We start from the raw sequence: 16013 nt of genomic DNA, 5'->3' as shown, positions 1-16013 counted from the left end.
CAGCTTACCGAAAATAGCACCTAACTGTGTGGAACGCACACTTCCAGCTATTAGTTGATCGGGCTTGGTGTCTGCGGAACAACTCCCGGGTCCACATCCGCGGTGTTTTCATCAGGTGCGCCGATCAGCGCAGCGGCTGCCGCGCCATTGGACTCAGGGGTAGAAGGCAGAGTATTTGAGGTGACTGCGCGCTTTTCCTTGAGTTCGTCCTTGGCAGAATCACTGTCCTGATCACCGTCCTGGTCACTGTCCAGCTTGCGCGCGATCGCCGCAGCTTCGAGAATCAAATCAATGGCATCGGGGGCAGCTAGGCTGTAGACGACCTCACGACCCATCCGATCCGCATTCACAAGTCCGGCCTTCTTTAGCACGCGCAGGTGCTGGCTGACCAAGGGTTGAGACTTTTCCAGAGCGGAAACTAATTCATGGACAACATGGCTGCGCTCGTTGAGCAGGGCAAGAATCTTCATGCGCAGAGGAGAATCCAAGGCGCTGATGACTCGGGTAGCGGTGGAGATATCGTCGTCTCCGACCGCTGTACGTTCTAGCATGCACTTGCTTCTTTCATTGATGTTCGACTACTGGGGCCGAGCAATCCAAGCGCGGAATTGGTAGTCAAGTAATTAATATTTAGTTTATCCAACGATAGAGAATAAGAATAACGTGACACGTTAAATAAACATTAAAGTTCGCCCATTTGGGGGCAATACCCCCTTGGGTATCTTCTATCGTTGATATGTACGCAATTTTAGCAAACGGTGTAACCAGCGGGGGGACTGCTGAACACAATCAGGTCGACGGCTAGACTAGGAAAAAGTTTTAATCCCCCTACCAGAGGAGAACCCTTTCAATGGCTGCGTCCGTGATTGATACCGTTGTAAACCTGTGTAAGCGCCGAGGTTTGGTCTACCCAGCTGGCGAAATCTATGGCGGCACACGTTCCGCATGGGATTACGGTCCACTCGGTGTTGAGCTCAAAGACAATATCAAGCGTCAGTGGTGGCGTCATATGGTGCAGTCCCGCTCCGACGTCGTGGGTGTAGATACCTCGATTATCCTGCCTCGTCAGGTCTGGGAGACTTCCGGCCATGTCGAAGTTTTCACCGATCCTTTGGTGGAATCGCTGTACACCAACAAGCGCTACCGTGCGGATCACTTACTGGAGGCTTACGAAGAGAAGCATGGCTACCCACCAGCTAATGGTCTAGCAGACATCAATGACCCGGAAACCGGCCAGCCTGGTAACTGGACCGAGCCACGCGAGTTCTCTGGCCTGATGAAAACGTACCTGGGCCCTGTGAATGACGAAGAGGGTCTTCACTACATGCGCCCAGAGACTGCACAGGGAATTTTCGTCAACTTTAAAAACGTTATGACGTCTGCTCGCATGAAACCCCCATTTGGCATCGCCAATATCGGTAAATCTTTCCGCAACGAGATCACCCCGGGTAACTTCATCTTCCGCACCCGCGAGTTCGAGCAGATGGAAATGGAGTTCTTCGTCAAGCCTGGCACCGACGAAGAATGGCACCAGTACTGGATTGACAACCGCTACCAGTGGTACCTCGATCTGGGTGTGAATCCAGACAACCTGCGCCTTTACGAGCACCCGAAGGAAAAGCTCTCGCACTACTCCAAGCGCACCGTTGATATCGAGTATGCCTTCAACTTCTCGGGATCCAAGTGGGGCGAGCTCGAAGGCATTGCAAACCGTACCGATTACGATCTGCGCGTGCACTCCGAGGGCTCCGGCGAAGACCTGTCCTACTACGACCAGGAAAACGAAGAGCGCTGGATTCCGTACACCATTGAGCCTGCTGCAGGCCTTGGTCGTGCGATGATGGTCTTCCTCATCGACGCTTACAACGAGGATGAGGCGCCCAACGCCAAGGGTGGCGTGGACAAGCGCGTAGTACTGAAGCTGGATCGTCGCCTCGCGCCTGTCAAGGTCGCCGTTCTGCCACTATCCAAGAAAGAAGAGCTCTCCGGTCCTGCGAAGGAACTGGCTGACAAGCTGCGTATGAACTGGAACGTGGACTACGACACCTCCGGCGCGATCGGTCGTCGTTACCGCCGCCAGGATGAGATTGGTACCCCGTTCTGCGTCACCTTCGACTTTGATTCTCTCGAAGATAATGCTGTAACCGTGCGCGAACGCGATACCATGGAGCAGGAACGCGTTTCACTCGATGAGCTGGAGGGCTACCTCGCAGCTCGCTTGGTAGGTTGCTAATGCACTGGGTTTCATGGGATCGCACGGACCGCGACAAGCCACGTCTGCTGGTTGAGGACGGTCCTGAAACGCTTGCAATTTTCGACGATCGCTCGGCGCTGGTCAATGGCGAGCGCTGGGATCTGGCGTACACCGAAGTCTCAGGTGCCGTAGCCACTGTTGATGGAAAAGAAATTGTTCGCTCGGGGCCAACCAAGCGCGAGAAGAACATCCCGGTCAACGTCGAGGGTCGCAACTACATGTTGGTCAACGAAGAATCCACCGACTGGATCATCGACGACGAACGTGGCGAGAAAGTTGCACAATTTTCCGGCAAGAAGCAGGGCGTGCGCAAAGCCAACCTCGAGTTCGAGGGAGAGACTGAGCTGCCTCTGAACGACATTGTTGCGCTGGCGTGGGTGTCTCGTCTCGCGCTGGAGAGGAAGACCATGGGCACGAATAACGCGCTCATCGCGACGCTCGTGCTCTTGTCCCTTGTGGTCATCATCGTGTGGTTCTCGTGACCAACAAGGCGGGCATTTACTCGAAGGCCTCGGGGGATAAGTGGGTGTGGGACGGCAATGAATTGTTCGATTCCTACGGCCGCTCGATTGCCCAGGTCCGTTCGGACGTGCTCATTGTGGGTGGCCGACGTCTCTTAATTGAGTACAGCCCCGGCCCACAGTATTTCACCGTGCGTGCCACTTCCGATAACGGAAAGTTGTACCGCATGGTGCAAGACGGGTTTACCGTCTCCCACCTAGAAGCGGCGTGCGACGGCCGAAAGTATTCGCTCGATCGCACCCAGTGGTGGAGCAAGCAGCGTGAGATCACCGATACGCGCAATAACGTTGTGGCCACGGTGCGGCCTTTGATTTCAGGCAAGGTGGAGGTCCTCGACGGTCCAGCTGTCGACGACGCGCCCCCCATTGATCTTGTCTTCATGACGTGGGGGCTGGTGTTGGTGGACTCACCAGTGCGCCGGACCCTGACCTAACTCTGACCTAGCTCCAAGTTTAGAAGGACCCGCCGCGGCCACCGCCGCCTCCACCGCTGAAGCCACCACCGCCACCTCCGAATCCGCCACCGCCTCCACGGCCACCGGAGAGCATCGAGCCAATGATGATGCCCTGGGCAACATCGCCGAAGGTGCTGGCAGCTTGGCGCTGGCGGTGTTGGTTGATGTTGTTCTTTGCAGCTTCAGCGGCGCGACGTGCAGTCTCAGTAGCTGCACGTGCCATGTCAATTGCACCTCGGGTATCGCGCACGCGGTCATTGAGGGCGCTGGCGTGCTGATGCTTCGCCTCGGCTAACAAGGTTCGTGCTTTCGAATCGATAACACGACCGTAGGATGCGATCATGTCCTCGGCGCCCTGAATCTGTGCAGAGGCAGCGTTGAGCTGCTGGTCGAGGATACTCAGCATGCGTTGCTGGTCTTGGGCGATACCCTGGACTTCGGCGATGGCTTCGTCGAGATCTGCATCAATGTGTGTCAGATTTGTAAATGCCGTCAACGGATCGGTGGTGGAAATCTGCTGAGCTTCCTGCAGGACCTGCGCAGCGCGTTGGCGCAATGCCTCAACCTTTTCCACGTTGATTTGTGCACCAGAAGAGGCCGCACCCTTGAGCTCACCCAGTTGATCGATTTCATCTTGGATCTCTTGGAACAGGGCTGGGAGGTTATTTTGCGCCGACTGGATGTTGGCATCTGCGTGCTCGACGGATTCCAGCATGTGGTCGGCCACTTCGACGGCATGCTCTGCGGTGCGGATCACGTCGACAAGCGCGCCCTGTTGGCCGGCAGGCTTGGCTTCGAGCTCGCGTGCGGTTGTCAAGGCCTTCTCGGATTCATCCAGCGAGGCAACAGCAAGGTCGACATTGTCGGAGATGGATTCCAGCATGTTGTCGTCGTAACGCGACTTCAGGTCCGCCAAGGTGGCGCGTGCAGGCTCGATGCGAGCGCGAATGTCCACGGTGCGTTGGGTGATCTTGTGAATCACATCAGGAGCCTGGATGAGTAGGTCGCGCATTTCGGAGAACTCCTGCGAGCGGCGACCCAATTCCTGGTCCGCCTGGCCCGCGGAAGAGATGATTTCTACTAACATGGCACGCTTTTCTGGCTCAGTTTCCGGGATGGAATCTGTCAGACGATGCTGGATCTTATACGCGCGCTGCAAAGCCGAGTTAGCGGAATTCATCGCTGCAGTAAAGGGGCGTGTGCGCTCCGGGCCAAACTCGTTGTTCGCCAGGGTGAGCTCCTCTTGGCCAAGGCGCAGCGACTCGTCCACAGTGACCAAAGTGTCCTTGGCCAGCTGCTCCAGCGTATCGGTAGGCAGCTGGTTGAGCGCGCGAATATCACTCGGGTCGATCTCGCGACCGTCGGCGAGATTAGCAGCCGATTGCTTCTTCTTGTTTCGGCGCGAGTACGCCCAGATTCCACCGCCAGCCACAACGACGGCTCCAGCTCCGGCTGCCAACCAGGCGGCGTTCTCACCGCTGCCACCCCCAGCGGTGACCGAGGAAAGCCCTTCGATAGCGGCACCCGCCCAATCATCCTCTGCCAGCCGTGGATAGGCCGCGTTGTACACCGTGTCTATCTCTGACTGGCTCCAATCGGTACCACCTTGAAACCAGAAGAGACGCTCTTCTGGAGAAATCACCATCACGCCAGTGCTGCCACCGCCGTTGGCTTCGACAGCAGCCGTGGCCCACTGCTCAGGAGTGTAGGAACCAAAAGTAGGGATGTACACCACGAATACGTGGCGGTTTTTCTCCTGCTGGAGTTGCCGGATGGCATCGTCGATAGCTTGAATATCGGAAGAGGACAAGACACCCGACACGTCTGTCACCGAGTCGGTCAACCGGCCCGGAGCGAGTTCAGTCACTTCTGCCTGTGCTTGTGCAACTGTGGCCGGTGCGGCCCACGCGGAAGTCGCCGGGCCGGCGAGCACCGCCATGCCCAGAGCGCCACCGATGACAGGGGCGGTGAGAAGTACTTTCAGGTAACGCGCGTTCATGGTATTCAACTTACCGGGACTTGGACATTGTCGCCCGAAACCAACTGAATGCACGTGAAAAGCAAGCTGTGTCCAGCAGGCAAATCACACTTTTCGAAGTAGGCTGAACAATTGTTATGGCCTACGAATATTCAGCAGCTGACATGCAGCGCTTTGCGCCTGAAGGTCCCAAGGGTTCTGTGTATGAAAACACTGAATCTGAGCATCGGAGTGTGTTCTCCCGCGACCGGGCGCGGGTGCTGCACAGCGCAGCTCTTCGTCGGCTGGCCGACAAGACTCAGGTTGTTGGCCCGCAAGACGGGGATACTCCTCGTACGCGGTTGACGCATTCCCTCGAAGTTGGCCAAATCGCCCGCGGAATTGGCGCGGGCCTAGGCCTAGATCCCGATCTGTGCGACATGGCAGGGCTGACCCACGACATTGGCCACCCGCCCTACGGGCACAACGGCGAGACTGCGCTAAACGCCCTGGCAGAAGAGGCCGGGGGGTTCGAGGGCAATGCCCAAACCCTGCGGATTTTGACCAAGCTCGAGCCGAAAGTGCTTCACGACGATCGCTCGTTTGGCCTTAATCTCACCCGGGCAGCACTGGACGCAGCCTGCAAGTATCCGTGGACTGCGACGAACGCGAACGGTACTAAGAACCGCAAGTACAGCGCCTACGACGAGGACGCAGAAATCCTGGCCTGGGTTCGCGAAGGTCACACCGACAATCGGCCTCCGATGGAAGCACAGGTGATGGACTTTTCCGACGACATCGCCTACTCCGTGCACGATGTGGAAGACGGCATCATTTCGGGTCGTATCAGCCTCAATGTTCTGTGGGATCTGGTCGAGTTAGCCAACCTGGCGGACAAAGGCGCGGCCGCATTCGGAGGTACCGCCGAAGAATTGCTCGAAGCCGCCGACCGGCTGCGCGGCCTGCAGATTATCCAGGGTGGTGCTGACTACGATTACACCCTGCGCGGGTGGACCAATTTGAAGAAGCTCACCAGTGAGCTTGTGGGCCGCTACGTGGGTGCCGTAACTACTGCCACCTTAAAAGCCCATCAGCCAAAGCTCGGCCGGATGCATGGTCAGCTGATCATTCCAGCCGACGCAGAGGCCGAGGTGCGCCTGCTGAAAACCATCGCGGTGCTCTACGTGATGGACAAACCTACACATATTCGGCGCCAGAACCGCCAACGCGACCGCATCAACCGCGTCCATGCCTACCTCACTGAGGGCGCGCCAGGCACCCTGGACACCATCTACCGGCAGTGGTGGGAAGAAGCCGAGAACGACCAGCAACGTGCCCGCGTGATCATTGACCAGATCGCTTCGATGACGGAATCACGCCTCGAGCGCACGGCGAAGCGCGCCGCGGGGTTGTCCGGGTTCTTTATGGGTTAGTGGGGCCCAAGCGCTCCTGAAAATTACCGAACCAAACTTACACCGACGTCTTTAAATACGCGGTTGACCTTGCGCGACGCCTCGTCGTTAAGCGACCAATGCGACGTGATCACCTTGCGCACATGCGACTCCCGCAACATGTCTGCCAGCCCATCGAGGTTGGTCGGTGCGGGGCGATCGTCGGAGTAGACCACGTCGGCGATGCCGTCATAAAGGTCCTGGAGGGAATCGATCTCTTGCGTCAGCAGGATCGGATTGAAAGCACGATTGTGCCGTTGGTTATGCATCTGGCACCTCGCAGAAGGTTTCGTAGTGGTCGTCGGTGTAATAGACCACGTCAGGGTCGGTTTCACTGCCGCCACCGGTAATAATTCGCTTCGCGCCACGGTGGTTTAGGCCGGGCGTGTCCACCGTGTATTCATGGTAGTAATCGGAAGGTTCGGCGGGCAGCTGGCCCTCGTAATTACCAAAGCGAACTCCATCGTTGTCCGGGTATTCGAAGGGGCCGCCGGCAGAGATGTCGTCAAGGGTGTCGTGGGCTTCAGCAGGAAGAGTATTGATAGGGCATTGATCGCTTGACGACGATTGCGTGGCACTCGTACTCGCTGTCATTCCGGGGGATGCGGAATTCGAAGAATTACCCGCAAGGTCGATGCCGAAGAATCCGGCAATGGCGACTACGGCTATGCCCGCGATGATTGCGGGCCACGATTTCTTAGAACTTGTGCCCCTGGGAGACTGCTCAGCCATGGCCCATATTGTGACATGACCGGCCAAAACTTCCGGCATTGCAAATGCCCCGCAAAAGATTCCGAATGGTGCAGACGGACCCCGCGCCCTGCCAGAATGGCCTACTATGACTAAGTTATTGGCCATTAAATTCTCAGAGTGATCTTGGGCACATTGGTAATTTGACCCGCGCGGTAGTATTGCCGATATGGCAAAGGGCAGAATTCCGGATTCCGACGTACAGGCAATCCGCGAGCGCGCTCATATTGAAGACATCGTCGGCGAGTACGTCCAACTCAAGCCCGCCGGGCACGATTCGATGAAGGGCTTAAGCCCATTCAAGGACGAGAAAACTCCCTCGTTCCACGTGCGCCCCGCGCGCGGCTACTACCACTGCTTCTCCACGGGCAAGGGCGGCGACGTGTTCTCCTTCCTCATGGAAATGGAGCATCTGACCTTCCCCGAGGCCGTGGAATCGGTGGCTGAAACCATCGGCTACCACATCAATTACCAAGGTGGCAGTACTGGAGCACGCGACGTCAAGCCGGGTACCCGCGCGCGTTTGATCGCCGCGAACAAGGCGGCTCATGAGTTCTACCGCGAGCAGTTAGAAACCCCCGAGGCTCAGCCCGCGCGTGATTTCCTGCTCAACCGTGGCTTCGGCCAGGAGATCATCTACGAATTCGAGTGCGGCTACGCGCCGGGCGGGTGGGACACCACCACCAAGCACCTGCTGCGCAAGGGCTTCGACTTCAAGGAGCTCGAGGCCGCGGGCATTTCCACAATGGGCAGGCGCGGCCCGATTGATAAGTTCCACCGCCGCCTGCTGTGGCCCATCAAGGACCTCTCCGGCAACGTCATCGGCTTCGGCGCCCGCAAACTTTTCGACGATGACAACATGGGCAAGTACATGAACACCTCGGACACGATGCTGTATTCGAAGTCCAAGGTGCTCTTCGGCGTGGACCTAGCGAAGAAGCATATCGCCGCCGGGCACCAGGCCGTGGTGGTCGAAGGCTACACCGACGTGATGGCCATGCATGCCGCCGGGGTAAAAACCGCAGTCGCCTCGTCCGGCACCGCCTTCGGCTCGGACCACCTCTCCATCCTGCGACGCATCATGCTTGACGACGATTACTTCCGCGGAGAGCTGATCTACACCTTCGACGGTGACGAGGCGGGGCAGAAGGCAGCCCTGCGCGCCTTTGAAGGCGACCAGAAGTTCACCGGCCAGTCCTTCGTGGCAGTAGCCCCCGACGGGATGGACCCATGTGACCTTCGCCTAGCCAAGGGTGATTCTGCCCTGCGTGACTTGGTGGCCAGCCGGATCCCGATGTTCGAGTTTGTCATCCAGTCAATCTTGAAGGATTACAGCCTGGATACTGCAGAATCGCGTCTGCAGGCACTGCGCCGCACGGTGCCTATTGTGGCCCAGATACGCGATAAGTCCTTGCAGACGGAATACGCCCGCTTACTTGCGGGTTGGGTTGGTTGGCCTGACCCCAACGAGGTGCTCCAACAGGTGCGCAACGAGGCTAAGCATCCGACCAAGAAGAAGGAACGGGTGGTTGTGCGCGAGCCCGCAAACAATCAGCCGGTATCTACCGCGCAGCCTTCTTTGACCCCGCCAGATCCGAAGGACCCGACATTGTGGCCGCAGCGCGAATCCCTCAAGGTGGCTTTGCAGTTTCCGCAGGAAGCGGGCAGCTACTTCGACGGGATTAATCCCGATGCCTTCACCAACCCTGCCTACCGACAGGTGCGCGAAGCGATCTCCAGGGCAGGCGGGACCTCCAAGGCACAGGAGGGCGTGGATTGGCTCGCCGCAGTGGCGGGGGAGATGCTCGACCTTGCCGGGCGCAACTTTGTTTCTGAGCTTGCCGTGGAGCCGATCCACGCCGACGACATCAGCGTCTACGCGGATTCTGTGCTCTCTAGGCTGCAGGAAACCCGCGTCGGCGATCAGATCGCGCAATTGAAGTCGCAGCTGCAGCGCATGCGTCCTTCCGATGACGAGGTGGCCTACAACTCGCTGTTTTCCGATTTGGTTGCCCTCGAGCAGGCCCGCCGCGACCTGAATGATCGTGCCTTTCGCGGCAACTAGGGGGAACTAGCGGGCACTAGTTCCAATTACGGCACTTCGCCGACGAACAGCTTTACCCGTCTATGATGTGTTACATGGCTGTAGTAGTTCTCGATCCGCGGTGGCCCGACATGATCCCAATGGGCGCAGTGTCGCATTTGGAAGCACCGATCTCTGTCACTGGTGAAGTACCGGTTTCTGTTCGTTGGTCCCTGACCGATTTACCCACCAATGAATCCTTGACGGGATGGGGCACACTTCTCACTACAGACCCACAGGCCCCGGAAGTGCGCAGCCGTATCGCTCGCGGCGAGTCGGTATATAGGGTGCCCAGCCTCGATGACAAGGTCCAGGAGGCCGTGAGCACCATGCACAACTCCCGTAACCGGGGTGCGTGGGAGATTGGCCAAACCCACGAGTCGCTCTTGCCTTACCTGAAGGAAGAGTCCCGCGAGTTCGCCGACGCCGTACGTTCGGGTGCCAGCGACGAGACCCTGAAGAAAGAGCTCGGCGACGTGTTGCTGCAGGTTTTGTTCCATTCAGAGATCGCTTCACGACGAGGCGCCTTCGACTTCCAGGACGTCGCCGCAAGCTTTACCGAAAAAATGAAATCCCGCGCCCCCTACCTGTTCGATGGATCCGACGGCATTGTGTCCGAGAAGGAACAAGAACGCCTCTGGGAGGAAGGGAAAGCGCGGGAAGAGAAAGACAAATCGAAGAACTAGAACCCGAGAATCGGTAGGGCAGGCAGCAGGTTACGTGCCTCTGGTAGACCGAACTGGGAGGAGAGCTGCGAGGAGAACTGGATTGCCTGCTCGGTTGGGGTGAGCTGGTCTGCCTTCACAATCTTGCACTCTAGGGCGCGGTCGCCGACCTTGTTAATGGTCGATGCAGCCACCAATTTCAGCGTGGAGTCGTCGCCAATTGCCTTGTTTAGGTTGGCTACAAGCTCGCCGCGGGTGGTGTCGGTGCCCACCATGTTGGTACCACGCAACGCGGTACCAAGGGTGTCGCAGTTGGCGTTGTCTACGCCTTCGTTCACGATTCTGATCAAGTCTAGGATGCCGGTTTGTGCCTGTGCCGCCGGAGCGACTAGGCCTGCGGTGAGCGCGGTTGCGGCTGCTGCTAGACCAATACGAGCGATTTTTGCCATGGGAGAGTCCTCTCAAAGGTGTGTACGGGAGCGATGGGAGACAACAATCACTGACCATAGTTGTTACACATGTGATTAAAGTTTCCTAAGTGAGTATTGTTATTTAACCGTAACTTTGAGGGGTGGGGTCAATTTCTCTGGGAAACCCTTGTGAATCCCGCTTCGTCTCCGTTTGTGGTTCGTAGTTTTTAGGCCAATCCGGGTAAGGTCGACCCTCATGACTTCACGAACACGGGGGCAACAAAAGGCGGGCTGTGGACTTGCAGCCGTCTCTGCTGTAGTACTCACAATCGTGATGGTTATTGCACTGGTGGGGTGGTTGCTCAGTGCTTTTAACCCGGTTAAATCAGCGCGTTCCTATCTCCCAGTACCCGATACCATTCCGCCAGCAGCGGGTGCACCGCCTCACCTGATCGACGTCCATGCCGCTGGGCGCACCGCCGATAACTTGGCCGATTGGGCAGCTCCCATCGCCGGTGCCGTCAACGTGGATCCGCAAGCGATCCGTGCCTATGGCAACGCGGAGCTTATTGCGCGCGAAGCCTGGCCACAGTGCAACCTGAAATGGAACACGCTGGCAGGTATTGGCTGGGTAGAAACCCGCCACGGAAAATACTCCGGCAACGCCCTGAACCAAGGCCACCTTGATGAAAACGGTTTTGCCACCCCGCCAATCGTCGGTCCCGCACTTAACGGATCCCAAGGCTTCGCCGAGATCCTCGACACCGATGCCGGAACGTACGACGGCGACACCACCTACGACCGTGCCGTTGGCCCAATGCAGTTCATTCCGCAGTCGTGGGCCAAGTACGGCCGTGACGCCGATGGCGACGGCATTGCTGATCCGCAACAGATCGACGATGCAGCATTGGCCGCAGCAAATCTTTTGTGCTCCAATGACCGCGATCTTTCCACCCAGGAGGGCTGGCAGGAGGCTATTTTGTCGTACAACCAGTCCAATGATTACGTGCTGAAAGTTCGCGACGCCGCCGCAGCATACGCGATCGAGCAGCCTGCCGTGCGTTAGTTTCAGCTCAGTGACGTAATCTACTTAACTTTCGGGGTTGAACCGCCCGCGCACCACAATCTTCTGGAAGAATGGGTCGAGGACAAAGCTTTTACTTTCTAGCCCCTAAGAGGAGAAATTACAGTGGCTGACATCATTCATGCATTTGCCCGCGAAATCCTGGATTCCCGCGGAAACCCAACCGTTGAGGCAGAAGTATTTTTGGACGATGGCTCGGTGGGCACCGCTGGTGTTCCTTCCGGTGCATCCACCGGTGCACACGAGGCACACGAGCTGCGTGACGGTGGAGACCGCTACATGGGCAAGGGTGTGCTCAAGGCTGTTGAGTTCGTCAACGAGGAAATCGCAGACGAGATCGCTGGCCTCGAGGCCGATGATCAGCGCCTGATCGACCAGGCAATGATCGCTCTCGATGGCACTGAGAACAAGTCCCGCTTGGGCGCAAACGCCATCCTTGGTGTCTCCATGGCTGTTGCGAAGGCTGCGGCCCAGTCCGCTGGCCTGCCACTGTACCGTTACATCGGCGGCCCTAACGCTCACATCCTGCCTGTTCCAATGATGAACATTGTCAACGGTGGCTCCCACGCAGACTCTGGCGTGGACGTTCAGGAGTTCATGATCGCTCCAATCGGCGCTGAGTCCTTCTCCGAGGCACTGCGCATGGGCGCTGAGGTCTACCACAACCTGAAGAACGTTATCCATGACCGTGGCCTCTCCACCGGCTTGGGCGACGAAGGCGGCTTTGCTCCTTCCGTTGATTCCACCAAGGAAGCACTGGATCTCATCCTTGAGGCCATCAAGAAGGCCGGCTACGAGCCGGGCAAGGACGTCGCTCTTGCACTCGACGTTGCATCTTCCGAGTTCTACGAGGACGGCAAGTACAACTTCGAGGGTGGCCAGCACACTCCTGAGGAAATGATTGCTGTGTACGAGAACCTCGTGGCAGAGTACCCAATCGTTTCCATCGAGGATCCACTGGATGAGGATGACTGGGAAGGCTACGTCTCCATCACCGAGAAGATCGGCGATAAGGTTCAGATCGTCGGCGATGACTTCTTCGTCACCAACCCGAAGCGCCTAGCTGAGGGTATCGAGCGCAAGGCTGCAAACGCTCTGCTGGTTAAGGTCAACCAGATCGGTACGCTTACCGAGACCTTCGACGCTGTCGATCTCGCTCACCGCAACGGCTACCGCACCATGATGTCCCACCGCTCCGGCGAGACCGAGGACACCACCATCGCCGATCTCGCTGTGGCGCTGGGCTGCGGCCAGATCAAGACTGGCGCGCCAGCTCGTTCCGAGCGCGTAGCTAAGTACAACCAGCTGCTGCGCATCGAGCAGGAGCTCGGCGACGCTGCAGTGTACGCGGGCCGTTCCGCGTTCCCACGATTCAACGCATAGTTCGCTTCACGACGAAAGCCTAGCCCGGAATCCGGGCTAGGCTTTTTTGTTGGGGATTGTTTAAATATTGAAAAAGTCACACTTTAGGCTTACCATCGAATATGAACTTCATTTAAAGTTCAACTAATTTACGAAAGGTAAGAAAATGCGTGACTTCTTTATGGGCGTATCAACGCCTGGGGCAATTGCCTGGGAAACGTTGCCTACTTATAACACCATCATGTCAATAGCGGTTGGTGCTGGATTGGTGGCATTAGTGCTATTTAATCGAGCTATTCAGAAGGAAGGCAAGGAGGTCAGCCTAGATGGTTGGGCATTAACTTTTGGTGTCCTCGGCTTTATTCTCACTGCTACTGGTCTCCACATGACCCTGACATGGCCGCTTGCCCCAGATTTCGCCTTCGACAATATTGTGTTCGGTGAAACTTCGCTCGCCTTCGGCGTCCTCATGTTAGCTGCTGCGATTTATCTCTGGCGTCGCCAAGAAAAGATTCTTGAAAGTGAAAATATGAGCCGGACGATCGCTCAGGCTTTAAAGCCACTTTCGATCTTTATCGCTGGCCTTGGACTTGCGCTGTTTGCAATCGCACTTGCTGGAATCGTGTACCAACTTTTCGCAGCACCTCCGCAGGAGCCAATCTCTGGCTACTTCGGTGCATGGCCAATCCTTGAAGCAACATTTATGGGAATTCTTTTCGCCATGGTGGGTCTTGGGGCAGTCCTCCTGCCAATTGCGAACAATAAGGTTGCCCGCGGTGAAGAATCCGGAACCGTGGGTACTTGGGTGCATTGGTTGTGGCTTATCGCGGGTGTTGTATTCATTCTCTTTGGTGCGATGAACTTTTACACCCACATCGGCCTGATTGTAAACACGATGTAGAACCCGCTGTCCCTCAAAGCAAAAATTTGATGCGAGCCGGAATCGGTTACGCATGTGACAGTTGAGTAGACTATCTACATCATGGCTTCTCAAGCATCATCGCGTCGACCCCGCCGGATTCCTACCTCGGTTCCGGTGGTGTCTCGTGATGCCGAAAATGCGAAGCCTAAGCCAAAGAAGGAAAGCAAGTTCACCCTCAAGGGTGACTTTGTTGGCGTCGCTATCATTATTTTTGTCGTCCTGATTGTACTCATTGCAATTGCTGTTCCACTGCGTACCTACTACGAAGGGCGCAGTGAAATCGCCAGGCTCAACGAATCGATTGCCGCGCAGGAACAGCGCCGTGACCAGCTCCAACAGGACATAAATAAGTACTCCGACGAGGAATACATCAAGCAGGAGGCGCGGCGGCGTCTTGGCATGATAGAGCAAGGTGAAACAGCCTGGCGCATTGTGGATCCTCGGATGGATAAGCAAGACGGAGTCACCACGGATCCGCAGAACGTGCCACCAGAACAGATCCCTTGGCCGAAGGTCGTGTGGAACTCTCTATCGTCCCCAGAGCAGCCTTAGCTAGGTCTTGTGGAACAATAGTTCCCATGACTGTCAGCCAAGCCGACCTAGATATTGTTCAAGAGCAGCTCGGGCGCCCTGCCCGTGGCGTGCTCGAGATTTCCTACCGCACGCCCGATAAACAGCCTGCAGTAGTAAAAACAGCGCCAAAGCTCGACGATGGAACCCCATTTCCAACCCTGTACTACCTCACGGATCCGCGCCTCACCGCGGAGGCTTCCCGCCTCGAGGTTGCCCAAGTAATGAAGTGGATGGAACGCCGGCTAGGAGAAGACGAAGAACTCGCCAAGGATTACCAAGCCGCTCATGAGCACTACCTCGCTGAGCGCAACAAGATCGAAGACTTGGGCACTGATTTCTCCGGGGGAGGCATGCCGGATCGTGTGAAGTGCTTGCACGTTCTTATCGCGTACGCACTTGCAGAAGGTCCTGATCATTTCCGCCTTGGCACTGAGTCTGTCGCTCTTGCAGCCGACCACACTCCAGAGTTGCGCGGCACGGCTATCCCGCAGGATTGGCCAACTGCGGATAGCCTAGGCATCACTGCATCAGTTAATGAGGCAGTCACTGAGATGACAGGAGAGCCATTGCTATGACGCGAGTTGCAGCCGTCGATTGCGGAACAAATTCGATCCGTTTGCTTATTTCCGATGTTTCTTCAGAAAAACACCAAGAGATTGCGCGAGTAATGCGCATTGTTCGCCTTGGCGAGGGCGTCGACGCCACTGGAGAACTCAATCCACAGGCACTCGAACGCACCGAGGAAGCACTACATGAATTTGTAGAAATGATGCAACAAGAGCGGGTCGAAGCGGTTCGAATGGTTGCCACCTCGGCTACTAGGGATGCCTCGAATCGCGATGACTTCTTCAATATGACAGCACGGCTCCTAGGCACGATTAGCCCTGGGGCTCAGGCTGAGGTGATCTCTGGAGAGGAAGAGGCAGCACTTTCTTTCCGCGGGGCCACCTTTGATGTTCCCGACGATCGTGGGCCTTATTGCGTCATTGATCTGGGTGGTGGCTCAACTGAGTTTATTGTCGGGGAAGCAGACGGCACGATCCTGGGGTCGCATTCCACTCAAATGGGCTGTGTGCGCCTGACCGAACGCATTATGCGCACCGACCCACCGACTGAATCTGAGCAGGAGGTTGCGCGCGATTATATCGCCGAGCGTCTCGAAGATACATCGCATATCGTGCCTTTTGCGAAGGCTCGCACCTTCGTCGGGTGCGCCGGAACATTTACCACGCTCTCTGCGCTGGCGCAGGGGCTAGAGGTATATGATCCAAAAGAGATCCACATGTCTCAGCTGAAGTTTGACGCACTTCGCTTAATTACCGGCCAGCTTATCCGGACGCCTTCGGAGGCACGGGCAGCGAATCCCGTGATACATCCTGGCCGTGCCGATGTCATTGGCTCGGGCTCGGTCATTGTGGAGGAGATCATGAACGCCATCGAAAAGCTGACTGGGCTCAATCAGTTCGTGATTAGCGAGAAGGACATCCTCGACGGAATCGTTGCAGGTCTCGCTGAAGTTTAATCCA

General features: G+C 56.9%; 17 protein-coding genes. 12 read left to right on the top strand and 5 right to left on the bottom strand.

The window, feature by feature from the left end; genetic code table 11:
• Nucleotides 1-50 precede the first annotated feature (50 nt).
• The gene (locus tag ACXZ66_RS10115) at nt 51-551 is read right to left on the bottom strand and encodes an ArsR/SmtB family transcription factor (RefSeq protein ID WP_458748545.1); all 501 of its coding nucleotides are present in this window, start codon (nt 549-551) and stop codon (nt 51-53) included.
• Between the two features lie 299 nt (nt 552-850).
• On the opposite strand from ACXZ66_RS10115, the gene ACXZ66_RS10110 reads away from it, so the two are divergent.
• The 3 genes from ACXZ66_RS10110 to ACXZ66_RS10100 are packed head-to-tail and all read left to right on the top strand — an operon-like array spanning nt 851 to nt 3209.
• Nucleotides 851-2233: a glycine--tRNA ligase gene (locus tag ACXZ66_RS10110; RefSeq protein ID WP_458748544.1), complete on the top strand. Its 1383-nt coding sequence runs from the start codon at nt 851-853 to the stop codon at nt 2231-2233.
• Nucleotides 2233-2736, top strand: coding sequence for a hypothetical protein (locus ACXZ66_RS10105; protein WP_458748542.1), 504 nt, complete (start codon nt 2233-2235; stop codon nt 2734-2736). The genes ACXZ66_RS10110 and ACXZ66_RS10105 overlap by 1 nt, the downstream gene beginning before the upstream one ends.
• Nucleotides 2733-3209, top strand: a complete 477-nt coding sequence (locus ACXZ66_RS10100) for a hypothetical protein (RefSeq protein ID WP_458748541.1) — start codon at nt 2733-2735, stop codon at nt 3207-3209. Before ACXZ66_RS10105 ends, ACXZ66_RS10100 begins: the two co-directional genes overlap by 4 nt.
• A 19-nt stretch (nt 3210-3228) precedes the next feature.
• Here ACXZ66_RS10100 and ACXZ66_RS10095 read toward each other — a convergent pair whose 3' ends face one another.
• Nucleotides 3229-5229, bottom strand: a complete 2001-nt coding sequence (locus ACXZ66_RS10095; protein ID WP_458748540.1) for a TPM domain-containing protein — start codon at nt 5227-5229, stop codon at nt 3229-3231.
• 116 nt (nt 5230-5345) lie between these two features.
• On the opposite strand from ACXZ66_RS10095, the gene ACXZ66_RS10090 reads away from it, so the two are divergent.
• On the top strand, nt 5346-6620 hold the full coding sequence (locus ACXZ66_RS10090) for a deoxyguanosinetriphosphate triphosphohydrolase (protein WP_458748538.1): 1275 nt from the start codon (nt 5346-5348) through the stop codon (nt 6618-6620).
• A gap of 23 nt (nt 6621-6643) precedes the next feature.
• Here ACXZ66_RS10090 and ACXZ66_RS10085 read toward each other — a convergent pair whose 3' ends face one another.
• A complete protein-coding gene (locus ACXZ66_RS10085) occupies nt 6644-6907 on the bottom strand; it encodes a hypothetical protein (RefSeq protein ID WP_458748537.1) in 264 nt (87 codons plus the stop codon).
• The gene (locus ACXZ66_RS10080; protein ID WP_458748535.1) at nt 6900-7370 is read right to left on the bottom strand and encodes a guanyl-specific ribonuclease; all 471 of its coding nucleotides are present in this window, start codon (nt 7368-7370) and stop codon (nt 6900-6902) included. Before ACXZ66_RS10080 ends, ACXZ66_RS10085 begins: the two co-directional genes overlap by 8 nt.
• A 187-nt stretch (nt 7371-7557) precedes the next feature.
• Between ACXZ66_RS10080 and dnaG the strand changes: the two genes are divergently transcribed.
• The gene (gene dnaG / locus ACXZ66_RS10075; RefSeq protein ID WP_458748534.1) at nt 7558-9453 is read left to right on the top strand and encodes a DNA primase; all 1896 of its coding nucleotides are present in this window, start codon (nt 7558-7560) and stop codon (nt 9451-9453) included.
• A gap of 74 nt (nt 9454-9527) precedes the next feature.
• Nucleotides 9528-10157: a MazG nucleotide pyrophosphohydrolase domain-containing protein gene (locus ACXZ66_RS10070; RefSeq protein WP_458748532.1), complete on the top strand. Its 630-nt coding sequence runs from the start codon at nt 9528-9530 to the stop codon at nt 10155-10157.
• Here ACXZ66_RS10070 and ACXZ66_RS10065 read toward each other — a convergent pair.
• The gene (locus ACXZ66_RS10065) at nt 10154-10585 is read right to left on the bottom strand and encodes a hypothetical protein (RefSeq protein WP_458748530.1); all 432 of its coding nucleotides are present in this window, start codon (nt 10583-10585) and stop codon (nt 10154-10156) included. The two genes, ACXZ66_RS10070 and ACXZ66_RS10065, sit on opposite strands and share 4 nt — an antisense overlap.
• A gap of 217 nt (nt 10586-10802) precedes the next feature.
• Between ACXZ66_RS10065 and ACXZ66_RS10060 the strand changes: the two genes are divergently transcribed.
• The 6 genes from ACXZ66_RS10060 (at nt 10803) to ACXZ66_RS10035 (ending at nt 16009) form a co-directional block, all read left to right on the top strand.
• Complete coding sequence (locus tag ACXZ66_RS10060; RefSeq protein WP_458748529.1) at nt 10803-11612, top strand: lytic murein transglycosylase; 810 nt, start codon at nt 10803-10805, stop codon at nt 11610-11612.
• A gap of 123 nt (nt 11613-11735) precedes the next feature.
• Nucleotides 11736-13013: a phosphopyruvate hydratase gene (eno, locus tag ACXZ66_RS10055; protein ID WP_458748528.1), complete on the top strand. Its 1278-nt coding sequence runs from the start codon at nt 11736-11738 to the stop codon at nt 13011-13013.
• A gap of 145 nt (nt 13014-13158) precedes the next feature.
• On the top strand, nt 13159-13893 hold the full coding sequence (locus ACXZ66_RS10050; RefSeq protein ID WP_458748527.1) for a DUF981 domain-containing protein: 735 nt from the start codon (nt 13159-13161) through the stop codon (nt 13891-13893).
• An 81-nt stretch (nt 13894-13974) separates the two neighbouring features.
• Nucleotides 13975-14466, top strand: a complete 492-nt coding sequence (locus ACXZ66_RS10045; protein WP_458748526.1) for an FtsB family cell division protein — start codon at nt 13975-13977, stop codon at nt 14464-14466.
• A 26-nt stretch (nt 14467-14492) separates the two neighbouring features.
• Entirely contained in the window at nt 14493-15062 is a 570-nt protein-coding gene (locus ACXZ66_RS10040; protein WP_458748524.1) for a DUF501 domain-containing protein, read from the top strand.
• Nucleotides 15059-16009 carry a Ppx/GppA phosphatase family protein gene (locus ACXZ66_RS10035; RefSeq protein ID WP_458748522.1) on the top strand — a complete coding sequence of 317 codons (951 nt, stop codon included), beginning with the start codon at nt 15059-15061 and terminating at the stop codon, nt 16007-16009. Before ACXZ66_RS10040 ends, ACXZ66_RS10035 begins: the two co-directional genes overlap by 4 nt.
• The last annotated feature ends 4 nt before the right edge of the window (nt 16010-16013 follow it).

The organism is Corynebacterium sp. S7 (genome assembly GCF_054401105.1).
The sequence above is the reverse complement of the archived record's forward strand: the minus strand, read 5'-3'. Positions and strand labels throughout refer to the sequence as shown.